General features: G+C 70.5%; 12 protein-coding genes and 1 pseudogene. 3 read left to right on the forward strand and 10 right to left on the reverse strand.

Going from position 1 to position 14,973, the window contains the following annotated elements:
* Positions 1 to 169 precede the first annotated feature (169 nt).
* Together ACIRPX_RS45265 and ACIRPX_RS45270 are read left to right on the forward strand one after the other, a co-directional pair.
* A pseudogene (locus ACIRPX_RS45265) lies at positions 170 to 277 on the forward strand (DUF6308 family protein); the annotation flags it as partial.
* 110 nt (positions 278 to 387) lie between these two features.
* Positions 388 to 738: a DUF6308 family protein gene (locus ACIRPX_RS45270; protein WP_404206018.1), complete on the forward strand. Its 351-nt coding sequence runs from the start codon at positions 388 to 390 to the stop codon at positions 736 to 738.
* Between the two features lie 222 nt (positions 739 to 960).
* Here ACIRPX_RS45270 and ACIRPX_RS45275 read toward each other — a convergent pair whose 3' ends face one another.
* The 10 genes from ACIRPX_RS45275 to ACIRPX_RS45320 form a co-directional block, all read right to left on the reverse strand.
* Positions 961 to 1,875 (reverse strand): replication-relaxation family protein, encoded by a 915-nt coding sequence (locus ACIRPX_RS45275; protein WP_404206019.1) that lies wholly within the window; start codon positions 1,873 to 1,875, stop codon positions 961 to 963.
* A complete protein-coding gene (locus tag ACIRPX_RS45280; protein ID WP_404206020.1) occupies positions 1,872 to 4,499 on the reverse strand; it encodes an ATP/GTP-binding protein in 2,628 nt (875 codons plus the stop codon). The genes ACIRPX_RS45275 and ACIRPX_RS45280 overlap by 4 nt, the downstream gene beginning before the upstream one ends.
* On the reverse strand, positions 4,475 to 4,855 hold the full coding sequence (locus tag ACIRPX_RS45285) for a hypothetical protein (RefSeq protein ID WP_404206021.1): 381 nt from the start codon (positions 4,853 to 4,855) through the stop codon (positions 4,475 to 4,477). The genes ACIRPX_RS45280 and ACIRPX_RS45285 overlap by 25 nt, the downstream gene beginning before the upstream one ends.
* 269 nt (positions 4,856 to 5,124) lie before the next feature.
* Entirely contained in the window at positions 5,125 to 6,276 is a 1,152-nt protein-coding gene (locus ACIRPX_RS45290; RefSeq protein WP_404206022.1) for a C40 family peptidase, read from the reverse strand.
* On the reverse strand, positions 6,273 to 8,942 hold the full coding sequence (locus tag ACIRPX_RS45295) for a hypothetical protein (RefSeq protein WP_404206023.1): 2,670 nt from the start codon (positions 8,940 to 8,942) through the stop codon (positions 6,273 to 6,275). Before ACIRPX_RS45295 ends, ACIRPX_RS45290 begins: the two co-directional genes overlap by 4 nt.
* A 1-nt stretch (position 8,943) precedes the next feature.
* Positions 8,944 to 9,291 (reverse strand): hypothetical protein, encoded by a 348-nt coding sequence (locus tag ACIRPX_RS45300; protein ID WP_404206024.1) that lies wholly within the window; start codon positions 9,289 to 9,291, stop codon positions 8,944 to 8,946.
* Positions 9,288 to 11,990 carry an ATP-binding protein gene (locus ACIRPX_RS45305; protein ID WP_404206025.1) on the reverse strand — a complete coding sequence of 901 codons (2,703 nt, stop codon included), beginning with the start codon at positions 11,988 to 11,990 and terminating at the stop codon, positions 9,288 to 9,290. The genes ACIRPX_RS45300 and ACIRPX_RS45305 overlap by 4 nt, the downstream gene beginning before the upstream one ends.
* Entirely contained in the window at positions 11,987 to 12,568 is a 582-nt protein-coding gene (locus tag ACIRPX_RS45310; protein ID WP_404206026.1) for a hypothetical protein, read from the reverse strand. Before ACIRPX_RS45310 ends, ACIRPX_RS45305 begins: the two co-directional genes overlap by 4 nt.
* Positions 12,565 to 12,906 carry a hypothetical protein gene (locus ACIRPX_RS45315; protein ID WP_404206027.1) on the reverse strand — a complete coding sequence of 114 codons (342 nt, stop codon included), beginning with the start codon at positions 12,904 to 12,906 and terminating at the stop codon, positions 12,565 to 12,567. Before ACIRPX_RS45315 ends, ACIRPX_RS45310 begins: the two co-directional genes overlap by 4 nt.
* The gene (locus ACIRPX_RS45320) at positions 12,903 to 13,796 is read right to left on the reverse strand and encodes a conjugal transfer protein (protein ID WP_404206028.1); all 894 of its coding nucleotides are present in this window, start codon (positions 13,794 to 13,796) and stop codon (positions 12,903 to 12,905) included. Before ACIRPX_RS45320 ends, ACIRPX_RS45315 begins: the two co-directional genes overlap by 4 nt.
* A 775-nt stretch (positions 13,797 to 14,571) precedes the next feature.
* Here ACIRPX_RS45320 and ACIRPX_RS45325 point away from each other — a divergent pair.
* Complete coding sequence (locus ACIRPX_RS45325) at positions 14,572 to 14,925, forward strand: hypothetical protein (RefSeq protein ID WP_404206029.1); 354 nt, start codon at positions 14,572 to 14,574, stop codon at positions 14,923 to 14,925.
* Positions 14,926 to 14,973: the final 48 nt, after the last annotated feature.

Genomic DNA, 14,973 nt, shown 5'->3' on the forward strand with positions numbered 1-14,973 from the left:
GGCCCTGCTTTCATGCGCCCGCGCGGCCAAGATCACCCGACCAGGGAACCTGTTCGATCAGAGCCGTCCTCATGATCGATAGGAATACGGCTTCTTAGGGCAGCGGTTGCGTGTCTTGCTGAGCTCCGAGCGCATTGTCGGCGACCTACGGCGCTACTTCGGCATAGGCATGCCACCCAGTGAGGCAACGTTCACCGGCAGCAGGTTCGAGCATTTGGCCGGTGGGGGAGACCGGCCGGGGGTCGCTGACGAGATCACGGCGGAAGACCTGATTGCAGTGCAGGCCCTGTCGGTCACCGTTCCGGCACCTGTCGCACTGGACCTCCTGGAGGGCCGCCTCGGCACGCGGCGTCCGGACTGCTGCACGCCATTCCCAGGGACATCGACATGGTTGATGCCGGCGCGCTCGTCGTGGCCGACGGCTCGCCAGCTGAGCAGGCCTGGAGCCTGCTCAGCGAGCAGTACGGGGTCAACTGGGTCATCGCCGGGAAGATCCTGGCCCGCAAGCGGCCCCGACTGCTCCCGGTCTACGACCGAGTCGTCCGCTGTGCCGTAGGCCGGCCGTCGTCCTTTTGGCTCGCTCTCCATGTCGCGCTGCGCGAGGACGACGGTGCGTTGCACCGCCAACTGCTGAAACTGAGGCAGGCGGCGGGGGTGGCGGAGACGGTGAGTGCGCTGCAGGTGTGCGATGTGGCGGTATGGATGAACCACAGGGCCGTCGGCCATGCCTGCCCCTGAGGATGCCTGCCGCCATCGTGTCCCGCGAGATGGTGCAGGCGACCACGCGCTGTGCTTCTCCGGCATCCGGCTCGTGGTGACCTCTTCGCCGACACGGTACGCGGAGCGGCCCGGTCAGCCGCCGGACGTACCTCAGCCGTCGAAGGTCGATTACCCGGCCAAGGTTGCGTGACAAGCCACTAGCTGGGGCCGCGCGCGGGGAGCGGCGACGTCGGCAGCTGCTCACAGCTCTGTCCACGGCTGGGGCTCGCCGCCCGTCAGCGGAACCCAGACAGACGCGTTCTCGTCACTGCCTTCGAGGTCTTCCAGGACGGCCGCACCCATCGGCACCTGCCGGGCCAGGGTGCCGACGAGGGGGTGCTCGGCCGTCATGGCCTGCAGGTCGCTGATCCGGTTGTCCAGGACGTGGCGGGAGGCACCGGTCAGTACGAACATCACCCTGGGAAAAATGGGATACCAGCGCAGCCACACGGGTCCGGGTGCGCCAGGGTGGCGTGCTCGGGGCCGTCCGGCGGGCTGCGGTTCGTACGACCACAGTCGGGCGTATTCGATAAGTTTGGAGGCCAGTCGTTCGCTGCTCATCGTGGTGCGGTCGACTTCGATGAACGCCCGTAGTTTGGTGCGATCGTCGCCTTCGACGAGGGTGTAGTGCATCACCGCGTCGGTGATGACCCGCTCGCCGTCGCTGAGCGGGTGGGAGACCTCCGGGGTCCAGTCCAGGTGGCCGTGCTCGTCGCCACGGCGGCGGGCGTCGGTGACGAACGCGAGGTGGGTTCGGACCACGGTCAGGGTGTGTGGCGTCTTGAGTGAGGCAGCGGTGGCCGAGGTGATCGGATAGGGGGGACGTCCCCGCAAGGCGGGGAAGTCCTTCGTCAGCCGGGCGCCGTCGCTGGTGAGGTACCAGGCGCGGGACCGGTTGGAGGCCGGCAGCACGGTGTAGTCGACCAGGCCGTCGCGGCGCAGTTTGTTGAGCGGCGCGGAGACGGTCTGCCGCGCTACGCCGGGCCGCAGCAGTTCGTGGAGCTGGTTCGTGGTCGCCATCCGGTGCTGGCCGAGCACGGCCAGGAGCTGATGCGGCAACGGTTCGACCGGGCTGGGCGTACGGCAGGACAGCCGGGTCTCGGAGGCTGTGGTCACTTGTATTTCCTCTTCTTCTGCAGGCGGGCGGCCGGCTTGGCGGCGGGGGTGTGCTGGGCGAGGAAGTCGCTCACCTGGGCGAGCTGGTTCTCGGCCTGGTCCGTGAGCTGATCCAGCGGGGCGGCGCCCGCCGCGGCCAGGGCGGCGCGCTCCGTCGCCCCGGCCCGCTGCGGGCGGGCGTAGTCGGCGAAGATGTCGTCCAGGTGAGGGCCGGTGATTCGGACAGGGCCGACGCGACGGCCGGCGACGGTCAGCGACATGTAGTGCTCGAAGCGGTCCAGCGCGGCAACGACATCCGGGCTGGGACGGTCGCCCCACTCGGCGGTGATCGGGGAGATGGCGGACTGCGAGCCGGCGGTGGACGCCAGGGTGGAGGCGTTCTGCACCAGGGAGAGCCGCACCGGGATGGGTAGGCGGGCCAGCAGCTGGGTCATGCCGTGGACGTGGACCTTGTACTTGCGGAAGTCCTCGAACATCGCGGCGATCGTCTCCGGGGCCGCGCCGGTGAGGGTGATCAGCTCGTCGAAGTAGGGGCGAAACGGCACCCGCTGGGCCTCCGGGGTGTCACGGCGCGAGCGCACGGCCCGCAGCAGGTCCCGGGCGAGTAGCGCGGTGACGAGCCGGTCGGTGGGTCCGTTGCCGCCCGGGCACACCCACACGATCATCCTCGAGTCCATCGCGGCCCGGATGTTGTAGGCGCCGGCCGGCTGGCCCAGGAAGGCACGGGTGACGGGATTCGCCGCCAACCGGGCGAGCGGGTTGAGCACGACGGCGTAGGCATCGGGCGGCAGTGTCGGGAACACCGCGCGCCACCACGAGAGGGTTTCCGTATCCAGGCGCTCCTCGACCGCCTTGAGCGCCGCTGTACGGAAACCCGCATCGGTGAGCAGGGCCCGGAGGTGAAAGACGGTGGCTTGGTCTGCGGGCCGTCCGGCCTGGCAGGCGGACTCGTTGACGGCGACCAGGACCGCCAGGCTGGCGGCGAGGATGGTGAGGGCGCGGGGAGCGGTGGCGTCATCCCAGGCGAGCACGGACGCGAATGCGTCGGCACTCGCCTCGACGACCTCGTGGGCCACCTGGCCTTGGTGCATGCCGATCGGATTCCAGGACGAGAGCTGCGCAGTGGGGCCATGGGCGTTGAGGTCGACCAGTGCAATGCGCTTCATGAGGTGCTCGTGGGCGAGGAACGGCAGGGCGCGCGGCCAGGAGTCGCGGTGCGGGTCGACGAACATGAGCCCGCCGCCGGCGTGTGCCCAGCCGATGGCCTGGGCGAGGGCGCGTTCGGTCTTGCCGCCGCCCGCCTTGCCCACCCCGACCTCGAACAGGGTCTCCTTGGCGTAGGTCGCGACCGGGCGCTGTCGGCCGTCCGGACCGTGGTAAATCCCCTGCAGCAGCAGCTGCGGATTCGCGAACTCGAAGGTCGGCAGATCACCGGCGAGCAGCGGCAGTCGGCAATGCACGGTGGGTGGTTTGAGCAGCCCCGTGAGCTCCTCCAACCGGACCCAGTTCGCCCTGGGCGGCTGGCAGTGCCCCAGATCCCAGCGGCGTTCGAACCCGCGCCGGGAGGGCCACCGATCCGCCCCGAACCGCCACGGGCCCACGCGCCAGCCGCCCATCGCCCAACGGGAGCCAGCGCCGAACACATCCAATGCGGCCTGCAGTTGGGCCAGCCTCGCCTCGGCGCGGCCCTCGGTGTTCGACGCACACATCACCAGCAGCTGCACGCGCACGAGGTGGTCGTCCTCGGCGAGCTTGCCCAGCGCCTCGGTCGGGTCCACCCGGCGCGGCACCGGCGGCATGACCAGCCGGCGTCCGCCCCCGCCCTGCCTGCCGACCACCAGTTCCTGCAGCTGCCAGGCCAGCGAGTCCTCAACTCCTCCTGCGTCCCGCCGCACCCACCGGGCCGCCCGCTGGGCCTCGCGCCGCTCCGCGCGGCGCGCATCGGTCATCAGCTGCAGACGGCGTGCCCGCAGCGACCACTTCGGAGCGCGCTGGATGTCCAGCCGTATCTCTGCGAGATCGCCTAGCTCGGCTTGCAAGTCCGACACGGCGTCGATCAGCGGCTGCAACGGGTCCGGATCCAAGGGCACCTCACGCAATGGCGCGGTCGGCCGGCCGCGCAGGATGAACTCCGCCCGCACCACGTGCTCACGTGCCCTGTCCACGAGGGGATGGCCCTGCTTCACGGTGACGGCCGGCCCGAACGGTGTGATCGACAGCAGGCGTTCGCCGCCAGCGGGGCCCTCGACGCGGTAGCGCAACGGGCTGGAGCCGTCGGCCCGCAGTCGGATCTGCACCGCTTTCGCCCGGCGTGGCGCCCACCACGGCATGCTCGTCGAGGCCCGGGCCAGCTGCACACCCCGGCGGAAAATTTCCTCCAGGCCCGGGTCGAAGTGCCGGGAGGGAACGAGCTCCAGGGCCATCCGCTCAGCGGAGGCCTTGCGCGCCAGATGACGTACCAGCGCCTCACCTGCCATCCCGAGGACGGCGGTGGCCAGGGCCACCACCCACCAGTAGGTGATCACCCAGGCGACGATGTGAACGATGCCAGAAACGAGGCCCAGTACCTGGCTGGATGCCGAGGCCTCGGGCAGGCCGGTCAGGACCGGGGATACGGAGTCCATATGAACGCCCCCTTCTTCGTGACGGTGCGGGTGAAGTGCCAGTCGGTGATGCGGTTGTCGGTGAAGGTGCCGCCGCGATCGGTGCCGGCCCAGACCAGATGCACCACCGCCTTGGTGGGCCCGCTGCTGCGGCGGGCGATTGCGGCCTGGATCCGGAAGCGCGCGGTCGCGAACGCTGGCGCAACCGCCTGGCCTGAGTCGGGAAAGACTGCAGGCCACTTCTCGCGGCCGATGCCGGTGGCGTCCGCACGCAGCAGCGCACGCCCGGCAGTGAGCAACGTGCGCTGGTCCGCGGAGGAAAGGTCGGCGGGCCAGGCCGCCTGCAGGGACTGCTGGATCGCCCGGTCGCCGGCCACGCCCTCTCCGTGCGGTGGTAGGGCGGAGTCGAGCGCCGAGCGTGTCGTCGCGGCGCTCGGTGTGCTCGAGGGAGTTGCGCGGGCAGGCGGCGTGCCCGCAGATCGTGCAGAGCCAGCAGTTGGTGTGGTCGTGTCCGTGCGCGCTGGAGGCCCTGGTGCCGGCGCCGGTGACTCGTGGCCGTGTGGCACGCCCAGCAGAGCAAAGAGGCCAGCGGCGGCGAGGATTATGCTGCTCAGGACCAGTAGGCGTGATGAGCGTGGGGCCGTGGTCACCACAGTCGTGCACCTCCCGCGTAGCCGGACATGGCGCTGACGGCGTCGAGGCGGACGGTGGTGCCCGGGCGGGCGGCGTTGACCATCTGCCCGCCGCCTACGTAGATCCCGACGTGGTAGATCGTGGAGTCGTGGCCCGGAGCGTAGGCGTAGAAGACGAGGTCGCCCGGCTTGAGTGCCCAGGGGCCGAGGCCGGCGGGGATCCGCTTGCCGACGCCGGCCTGTGCGGCCGCGGTGCGCGGCAGGCGGATGCCCGCCTTGGCGAATGCGTAGGTGGTCAGGCCCGAGCAGTCGTAGCCGCGTGTGCTCGCGCCGCTCTTGCCGCTGGGTGAGCAGCAAATGCCGGTCGTGGGGCCTTTGGCGGTGCCGCCGCCCCAGGAGTAGGGCACGCCTCGCTGGGCCAGCGCGGCCTCGATGACGGTGCGGGCCTTCCCGGAGACGTGTTTCAGGTCCGGGTCGTTGGCGGCGGCCGTGTACTGGTCGATCCAGCCCGTCACGTTGGCCACGTACTCGCTGGAGTGGTTGTACTGCCAGATCGCGGCCTTGAGTTGGGCGCGCTGGGTCAGGTCGCGGCCGCTTCCGCACAGGTAGATCGCGGCAGTCAGCGCGGCGTCGTCGGCGTTGTGCGGGTCGGCTCTCTTGTCCCCGTTGCCGTCTGCTCCGATCGCCTGCCAGGTGGCGGGCATGAATTGGAACGGGCCGACGGCGCGTTCACCCTGCGAGGTGCCGTCCCATTGACCGCCGTCGGTGTCGGGGAAGACGGTGGTGTTTCCGCCGGCGCCGGAGCCGTTGAGGAGCACGCCGTAGATCTTGGGGCGGATGTCGCCGTTGGCCGCGATGCTGCGGCCGACCGCGTGGTTGGACTCGACCTTGGCGATCCCGGCGAGGATCGGCCAGCGCATGCCCTGGCACTTCGGCACGTGTTCGCCGACGTGCTGGACGGCCTTCTTGTAGGCGGTGAGCATGCGGGGCGGGATGTCCGCGGCGCTGCCTCCTTCGGCGATCCCGCCGTCGTCCTGCGCGCCGGTGGCCAGTGCGACGTAGGCGCTGATCGCGTTCCCGATCGGGGCGGCACAGCACACCGCGGCGAACAGCAGCAGCGCCACCACACAGCCCCATCGGGCCAGGCGGCGCCGGTTGGGCCTCACGTGTCCTCACCGTCTTCGTTCTCGCGCCGCCACCGGGCCCGCATCGCGCGCAGTGCCTCGGCCTTGCGCATCGCCTCGCGCACCTCGCCAGCGTTGTCCGTCCCGGCTGAGCCGGTTGTGTCGGACGACTCGTCCGGTTCCCTGATCAGTGACGGGCGCATGAACGACGACGACGGCGACGCCGCTGGCGGTGGCGCAGGAGGACTAGACGGAGCTGGTCGAGGCAGATCCGGGTCCAGCCTGCGAGTGCCGGCAGGCGTCGCCGCCCGGCCGGGGGCCAGACGGCGGCTGCCGAAGGGTCCGGGGCCGCCGCGGTCGTCGGTGTCCTCGCGCATGATGCGGGCCATGTGGCGGCCGGTGTCACTCCAGGCCCGGCCGTCTTCGCGGATGGTGTTGCCCCATACCCGCACCTGCTGGCGGGCGTCTTGGGCGTAGCGCGAGCCGCCCGCCCTGGCGCGCCGGACGTTGGCGTTGAGGCCGACCGTCGCCCCGTAGGCAGTGCGGCCGCCGCGGTGCAGGATGCGGTAGCCGCGGAAGCGGACCAGCCGGTTGTGCGCACGCGTCGACAGCAGCGTGCGGTCGGTGTGCTGGTCATGCAGCACCTGACCCGTGTGCGGGTCGACGACCTGGCCGTCCTCGTTGCGATACCGGTCGGCCGGCCCGCCGGGGCGCCGCGGCCCTGAACCTCCCGACCCACCGAGACCAGTGCCGCCGTCCGGCGTGCCGCCAGCAGGAGCGTCGCCGTCGGCGGTGGGCTTGCGCCACTTCGCCAACTGCTCGCGGTCCGGGCGGCGACCGACCAGCAGCCAGTAGCCGCCCTTCCCTCCAAGCCGCGCCCCCAGCCCACCCACCGCGGCGACCGCGGTCAGCGGGGCCAAACCACGGCCGGCCTCAGCAGTGGCGTCGGCGAGGACGCCACCGGTGTTGACCGGCATTCCCGCGCCCTCGACGAAGGAGGCCAGGGCACCCATGAGCCGCTGGCGGGTGCCCAGCAGTCCGAACCGACCGCCTCCGCCGCCGGTGAAGGCGCGCAGCCCGGCGCCGTAACCGCCGAACGCGGTGGGGGAGTTCATGGCGAGAGCGGCGCCGAGTTCGGAGGTGTCGCCGGGCAGGTGGGTGCCGCCGACCTTGGCGTAGCGCATCCGCATCGCCATGCGCCGGCCGAACGAGGAGATCCCGGTCAGCAGACGGCGGTGCCCGGCCGCGCCGGCAATGGCGAGGACGTCGATGAGCAGGATCCGTTCGACCATCAGGTCGGGCCCGTTGGTGATCGTCGCGTCGATGGCGATGCCGAAGAACGGGATGAAGGCGCAGATCCCGACCACGGCCAGGATGGCGACCCCCCACAAACTCAGCCATTTCCACACGCTCTGGCGTGCGGGCCCGGGCAGCATCCCCGCGACGAACGTGATGCCGCCGACGGCCGCTGCGGCCACGCACACGCCCTGGGTGCCGAGCAGGACGATGGCGGACGACAGGAGCATGCCGCAGACGAACAGCGCGGCGATCAGCAGCAGGCCGGCGCCCCCGACGCGCCACCAGGTGGGTTTTTGGGCGTAGTCGGCGCAGGCCTTGCCGACATCCCCGGCCTGTTTCATATCCGCGAGGAAGGCGGTGAACTCCTGATCCTCCTTGCTGAGCACCGGATTGGCCGCGTCCAGCAAGTCGCCGCCCGGGGTCAGATCCGGCAGCGGACGCCCGGCCTGCCTGGCGGCATGATCGCGCTCGCAGTACTTCTTTCCGATGCCGCTGACCCAGCGACAGGGATCGTCCTTCTTGTCCTTAACAGCACCGGCCTTGTAGCCCCCGGACACCCACTTGAGGTGGACGGCGTAGGCCTGGCGATCGGAGGCCTTGGCGGGGTCGAGGATGCGGCCGTACTCGAGCAGCATGTACGGCTTGACCACCAAGGCGTTGGTGATGGAGTCCTGGAGCGGGCGGGCCACGTCCGCGGCGGAGACCGGTGCTTGGGCGTCTTCCTTGAGGCACTTGGTCTCGGCGTTGCCGGCCATGCCGTCACAGGGGCTCTTGCTGGCGAGTTTCCCGCCCCAGTCGTAGGAGTTGACGCTCTGCTGGGCGACCTCGGCGGCCACCTGCTGGGACTGGCCCAGCGGTCCGTCGGGGCCGAGGAGGGTGTCGGGGCGGATGAGGGCGGAGGCGGCGATGGCGCCGATGAGGAGGGTGAGGAAGATTTCGCCCAGGCCGCGGCCCACTCGGCCGCGTACGATCATGAATCCGGCGAAGACGAACGCCCAGGCCAGCAGCAAGCCCTTGATCCCGAGGGTGTCGACGACGATGTGGTCGTAGGTGTCGGCGACCTTCTGCGCGGGGCGGGTGAGGATCTTCAGCAGGGGGAAGCGGAAGGCGACCTCGATCGCCCACCCGGCCAGGCCGACCAGCAGCCGGATCAGGGTGAACAGGCCGGACAGGGCGAAGGCGAGGGCCTGGCCCTTGAAGTCGACGATGGACCCGCCGGAGGCGTCGAGTTCATACCCGTTGATCAACACGCCCTCGGAGGAGGTGATGTTCAGCGGCGCGAGGAAGTCCCCGGTCTCGCTGTTGCTGCTGGCCGCGTACACGACCTGGGTGTTGACCATGAGGAACACGCCGGTCAGCGCGACGATGAAGCCGGCTGAGCGCAGGGTGGTGCGGTCGGGACGGAACATGTCAGCGCTGCTCCTGCCGGATGACACCCCGGCGCTGCCACACCATCAGGGCCGCGACTCCGGCACCGGCGGGCACCAGTTCGAAGGCGGCGCTGGCGGTGTCCGGCTCCCGGTCGGAGCGGAGGGCGTTGGTGGAGGTGCTGCGCTCGCAATACCTCTTGCCGGGGCCCGTGATCAGGTCGCACGGATCCGTGTCTGTGGCGAAAGCCCGGCCGGTGTGTGGCCACCAGCCCTTGAGCCCGCCCGACTTGGCGGCCAGGACCAGGAGGACGATCGCGATGGCGACAACGGCCAGTACGCTGGCGGTCGCGATGACGCGGTGGGCGCGGACCCACGAAGACGGAGTCACCGGACGCCTTCCGTCGGTTGTGCCCCGGCACCTTGGCCAGCCAGCGACTCAAGCGACTCAGGTCCTGTCCGGGTGGGAGTGCTGGTGCCCCGTCCTGGTGTGGTCGTGATGGAGGTGGCAATGCGCGGGATGCGGGGGATGGAGACCTTGACGCGGCCGGTGTTCTGCCGCGGGCAGGTCAGCAGAAACTCGCCCTCACGGCCGCGCTGTCCGACCGGGGACAGGCCGGTGGTCACCAGTCGCAGCAGTTCCGGGTCGCCTGGGTCGAGGCCGACGAAGTCCAGGCCGCGGCGGGCGCGTTCGCGGTCCGCGGTGCGGGCGAGCGCGCGGTAGGCCATCAGGCCGCGGTCGGGGCCGAGTTCGTCGGCGTCGTGGGATCCGGCGATGAGGCCGGCGCCGTGCTTGCGGCCGTCGTGGAGGATCTCGTGGACCAGGGCGGTGCCCTCGGCCGAGCTGGTGAGCCAGTACAGCTCGTCCAGCACGATCGCGGTGAAGCGTTCGGGGTCCTCGAAGGCGGTCTGGCGGGCGATCGCGGCGACCAGGTAGAGCACCGCCCGCCCGATGAGCGCCTCCAGCGGCTGCTGATGCAGGACCTCCGGCTTGTCGAACGCTGCCTTCGGCGGGAGCTTCAGCCCCGTGGTGGTGATCACGATCATGTCGGAGGTGCTGGAGGCGTCCAGCTGCACCGGCGGCAGCGTGGGGTCGAAGACCATGGCCGCAAGCGGGTTGCTCGCGACGACCCGGATGAGGCCGGCCAGGGTGGCGGCGGCGTCCTGCCGTTTGCCCGTGTCGCGGGTGGTCATCTCCTCGAGCACCTTCAGCACACGCCGCATGGAGGGCGCGTCGCTGGCGGCGGCTTGTTCGACGGCGTGGTGGAGGACCTCGCCGTGGGTGCTCATGGGGCCGATGCCGAGTTGCAGGGTGAGGTAGGACAGGGCGTAGTGGCGGCCCTCGGGCCCGTCGAACATGCGCAGCGGGTCGATGGAGACCTCGGCCTGGGCGGCGTCGACGATCTGCACGCGGCCGGCGGTGGCGGTGCGGGCGAAGGTGGCCCACTCGCGGACGGGGGTGCGGTCGATGCAGATGGCGCAGCCGCCGCGCGCCCACACGGCTTCGGCGATCAGTTTCTGCAGGACGCTCTTGCCCGCGCCGAGGTCGCCGACGATGCCCATCGATGCGGAGGCGTCGACCTTGGGCGCATCCGCAACATTGATCATCACCGGGCGGGTGGTGCCACAGTCCAGGTCGATGCCGAGGAACATGCCGTTCGGGTCGCCGACCTCGCCCACGGTGAAGGCGCCAGACAATGCCCAGTCCTCGGAGACTTGGTGCTGGGTGAACTCCCGTGCCACGCCGGGCCGTACGGTGCCGGGCAGGCCCATCGTGAACAGGGCCTCCTGTAGTCCGGCCGGTCGGACGGCCCGGTAGTCGGCGCCGGCGAGGAGCGCGGCCAGAGCGCGAGCCCGGGCGTCGCAGATGGCGGCGGTGGGCCCCCACACGGTCAGGACGGTGACGGACTGCACCTCTACCTCGACCGACGTGCGCGAGAGGCGGGCGTCCAGTTCGCCCAGATCGCGGGCGGCTTCGGTCAGGGAGGCGGGCATGCCGGTGGGGCGGGCGTCGTATTGGTCGGCCTGGTCGATGAGTTCGTTCTTCTTGCGCCATACCTGGTCACGCGCCTTCTCCGCGGGCACCAGCATCAGGTCGACCGTGTAGTCGACGGGGAAGTCCAGCGTCTCCAGCTGGGCGAACAGATCCGCAGCGTCCTCGCTGACCGAGGGCGGGCACTCCGCGAGCGCCAACTGCGCCTGGTAGCCGACGCCGGTGTCGGTTTCGACCTGCAGCCAGCGCCGCCCCAGCGGCGAGCCCGTGTGCAGTCGCCACCAGGCCTTACGCCCCGACCGCGTGAGTTGCCCCGCATTCTTCAGCTCGCCGATGTCGTCGAGCTCGGGGTCTATGCCGCCTTCCTGCAGGCGGACTTGGCCGAGGTCGGCGTAGCTCGGGGAGTGCAGCACCCCGCCCGAGACCTGTCCGCCGAACAGAGCGCTGCTCTCGGCTTCGGTAAGCAGAGGCTCGGCCAGGCCGCGGTGTAGGGCGTGTTGGATCATCCACACGATCTCCGCCGGCCGGGCCGGGCGGAAGGCGATGCCTCCGGCCAGAGCCGCCTCCACGCGGGCGGCCTGTTCGCGGTAGGCGGTCACCTCCCGCCGGGCCACCGGCGCCGGCCGCAGACCCAGCAACGGCGACAACTCGGCCCACGCCGCACCGAGCGATGCGGACATCTGCAGCCGCCCGGCCTCCGTCTGCAGGGGGACGGCCAGCCACAGGGTGCGGTGGTGCATCTCCTGGTCGTCCAGCAGATCCAGGGTGGCCTCGATGTTCTCCACCCATGGATGCGGGCCCGACCCGTCAGCCTGCTCGGCCGGTTCGATGCTTTCGATCATCTTGAGGGCGATCTCCCCGGGGTCGACCTGTGCGCACAGTCCGAACAGGCGTGGTGCTCCGGACAGTGAGCGCACCAGGTGGGTGATCTTGGCGAGTTGTTCGTCGCGGACCGCGGCGGGCAGGTAGGTGCCTTGGACGGTCTCCTCGCGCTGTCCTTGTGCGTCGGGGCCGGGGTGGAGGCGGTAGAGGGCCCACACGTGGCCTTGCGTTGACCACACGAGGTGCCCGGCGATGTGCCGGATGGGCACTCTCATCGCGCGCCTCCGTTCTGCTGGGCTCGGGCGAGCAGCTGCTGCACCCCGGAGACCGGACCTGCCGGAGATGCCGTCGGCTGCGCACTGCGGCGCCCGCGAGGGCGAGTGGCGCTCGGGTGGCGCCCGCGGCACGGAGGCGGGGCGGGCGTGGGGTGACTGACTCGGGACGCCACCGCATGTGGGGAAGCGGCTGGCTGGGGTGCGCCCTCGACGGTGAAGCCGCCGAGCAGTGGCCGGGCAGCGTGGTCACGCGCGGCCCGCCCGCCGATCCGCCCTCCCTTGGGCTGCCAGCCGAGCAGCACCCAGCCGAGTGCGGCCTGCAGCGGGGCCCGGCCGCGGATCTTGGGCCGGCGCACCGCCCAGATGGCCAGGATCCACGCGACGATGGGGATTGGACCCAGCCAGGACCACCAGCTGATGGTCTTGATCAGGAGGAAGCCGCCGCCGACGGCGAGGGCAATCTGCGCCGGAGTGTAGGGGCCGAGGGGAATCCTCCAGTCGGCGACCTTGCCCAGTACCCACGGGTGGCGGCGGGCGGAGGTGTAGAAGCGGCCCATGCGGACCGCGCCCGCGGTCACAGCCGACCCCCGGCGTCCGGCGAGTGGTCACTGGATCCTGGGAGTTCGGACTGGAAGATGACGGGGTGGGTGGGTGCGCCCTTGGACGGGTGCTTCACCTCGTCGGTGAACATGTTGGCCAGGTCGTTGCGCGAGTTGTACAAGCCGAGCGCGATCACCATCAGCAGCAGGGCGCCGATCCCCGCCTTGAGGGAGAATTTTTGGATCATGACCACGACCACGAGCACGACCAGTCCGGCCTGAAGGCCCTTTGTGGCCCACTCCTTGAACATGTTGATCCAGCTGTTGCCGAGATCGTTGAGCTGACCGGCGAGCATCAGGCTGTGCAGCGTGTTCACCGCAGCCTCCCGTCCGAGGCCGTGTCGCCGGATTCCAGCGCGGCGATCTCCCACCGGCCGGAGCGCGCCTTGAGCGTGAGCTGGTAGCCCAGCGGCCAACGCCCGGAGCTGTCACGGGCTTCGACGGTCACGTAGATGCGGACGGTAGTGCCGTCGGGAGGAACCTTCTCGGCGGCCGCGGCCTCCTCGGCGGCGGAGATCTGCTGGACGGTGACCGTCTGGTAGGGAGGGGGGGAGATAGCGGTCAGCTTCACGCCGGGCGCGAGGTAGCGGTCGACTTCGCCGGCCCCGGTCAGGTAGGCGGCCAGGAACTCCCCGACCGCGGCGGACAGATCACCGTCCGGCACGATCACGTCGTAGGGCGACGGGGTCTCGGCGGCACGAACCGGGCCGGCGACCGCGCCCGGCGCGCCGGTCACCGTGAACGAGTTGCCTGCGCGGTCGGCGGCCACCGGCACCGTGTAGTAGCGAACCCATCCGTCGGCGTACTGCGCAGCCACCGTCACCACCCAGCCACCGCCGCCGGCCTGCGCACTGCGCAGCGTCATCACGGCCTCCGGTGTCGACTGCGCATCTGCGGCCGGCTGCGGCAGATCCACGTTGGGCGCCATCGACTGCGCAAGCCGCGCCTGCGCACTCGTGGCGTCGTCCGCGCTGCTGCGCAGCCACGCACGCACGAACAACTGCGCAAAGCCGGCCGGGTCGGCGGCACTCGCCGCGGCAGTGCGCACGGCGGCGGGCTTCGCTGCAGCGGCTGCCTCGACCGTGGTCGGGTGGGGGGCAAGGGCGATGCACAGGGCGACGGGGCCGGCCGCGATGACGGTCCAGGCCGCGACGCGGGAGAGGCGTACGCGGCGCCGCATCGCCTCCAGGCGGGCGCCGGCCGCCATCGGAGCAGCAGCCTCGCTCGGTGAGGCCTGCGTGCCAGGGGACATGGTCAATCTCCCAGGTCAGAACGGATGTTGCTGACCTCGAGACAACCCGCTACCCCCGACCACGCCGGTGACCACCAGACCCCGACCACGGTCACGATGAGGACACGAAGCCCGTGGTCGGGTCTGTGGTCGCCCCGACCACAGACCCGACCACGGCTTGGCCGGGCGCCGGGGACAGAGCCTTACCTCCCCAACGTTCGCGCGTCGGCTGGCAGCGGGCGAGCGTCCGACCGGGCTGCCAAAGTGGCAGTGAACTCCGGTGCACAGCCTGAGTTGTAGAGGTCGGCTGCGCAGTGCAGCACGCACGTCAGGGAAGGCAAGATCAATGCCCTTTCGACGGATTGCGCAGTCGGACCGCGCAATCCGACTGCGCAGGATCCTCACCCTGTCGTGCAGGCACGAATGCGCATCGCCTGCTGGCAGTGCGCAGGCGGACTGCGCTGCCGCCGGACGCCCCGGTTGAACCTGCGCAGTCGGGGCGACCACAGACCCGACCATGGCAGTTCCGCCCGTTGTTGTCGGATCGTGACCGGTGGTCGGGGCTGGTGGTCAGCGACGTGGTCGGGGGCGGCGGGTGAGCTGACGGCATGGAACACATGCACGCCCGCGCACCCTGGTTGACCGTCCGCTGTATTCCGGCGGGCCGGGTGGACTGCTCCGGCAGCCGAGCGCAGCCCGTGTCGGAGGCGTGGCGGTGAGCGGCTTTGGGGCGGGGGTCCGCCGAGGGGTCATGGCGGCCGATCACTTCACTCAGATCGCCAACGGCCTTTTCCGCGACACCAGGATCTCGTTCAAAGCGAAGGGGATCTTCGGCTTCATCAGTACGCACCGCGACGGTTGGCAGTTGACCATCGCAGACCTCGTCCGTGTCGGCTCCGACGGACGCAATAGCGTGCGTGCCGCCTTGGGGGAGCTGGAGGGCCACGGCTATCTCGTTCGGGATCAGCTGCGGCGCGAGAACGGGACGCTCGGCGAGATCGTGTACTCGATCACTGACCGGCCGGCCTACACCGAACTCGTTGGAGCCACCTCTTCGTTTACTCAGGTTGAATCCGTGATGTCCGGTGTCTCGATCAGGCCCTGAAGGTCCAGGCCGGTGGTCGGCAGGCAGCCTGTGATCAGGTGCGGCCGG

The organism is Streptomyces sp. NPDC101225, assembly GCF_044767585.1.
In the GTDB taxonomy this organism is placed as follows: domain Bacteria; phylum Actinomycetota; class Actinomycetes; order Streptomycetales; family Streptomycetaceae; genus Streptomyces.

Bases quoted from the DNA above. Each gene is read 5' to 3' on its own strand.
- ACIRPX_RS45320 (WP_404206028.1), bottom strand. From the start codon at position 13,796: ATGGCGGCCGGCGCCCGCCTGGAGGCGATGCGGCGCCGCGTACGCCTC.
- ACIRPX_RS45295 (WP_404206023.1), bottom strand. From the start codon at position 8,942: ATGTTCCGTCCCGACCGCACCACCCTGCGCTCAGCCGGCTTCATCGTC.
- ACIRPX_RS45280 (WP_404206020.1), bottom strand. From the start codon at position 4,499: ATGGACTCCGTATCCCCGGTCCTGACCGGCCTGCCCGAGGCCTCGGCA.
- ACIRPX_RS45270 (WP_404206018.1), top strand. From the start codon at position 388: ATGGTTGATGCCGGCGCGCTCGTCGTGGCCGACGGCTCGCCAGCTGAG.
- ACIRPX_RS45305 (WP_404206025.1), bottom strand. From the start codon at position 11,990: ATGAGAGTGCCCATCCGGCACATCGCCGGGCACCTCGTGTGGTCAACG.
- ACIRPX_RS45325 (WP_404206029.1), top strand. From the start codon at position 14,572: ATGGCGGCCGATCACTTCACTCAGATCGCCAACGGCCTTTTCCGCGAC.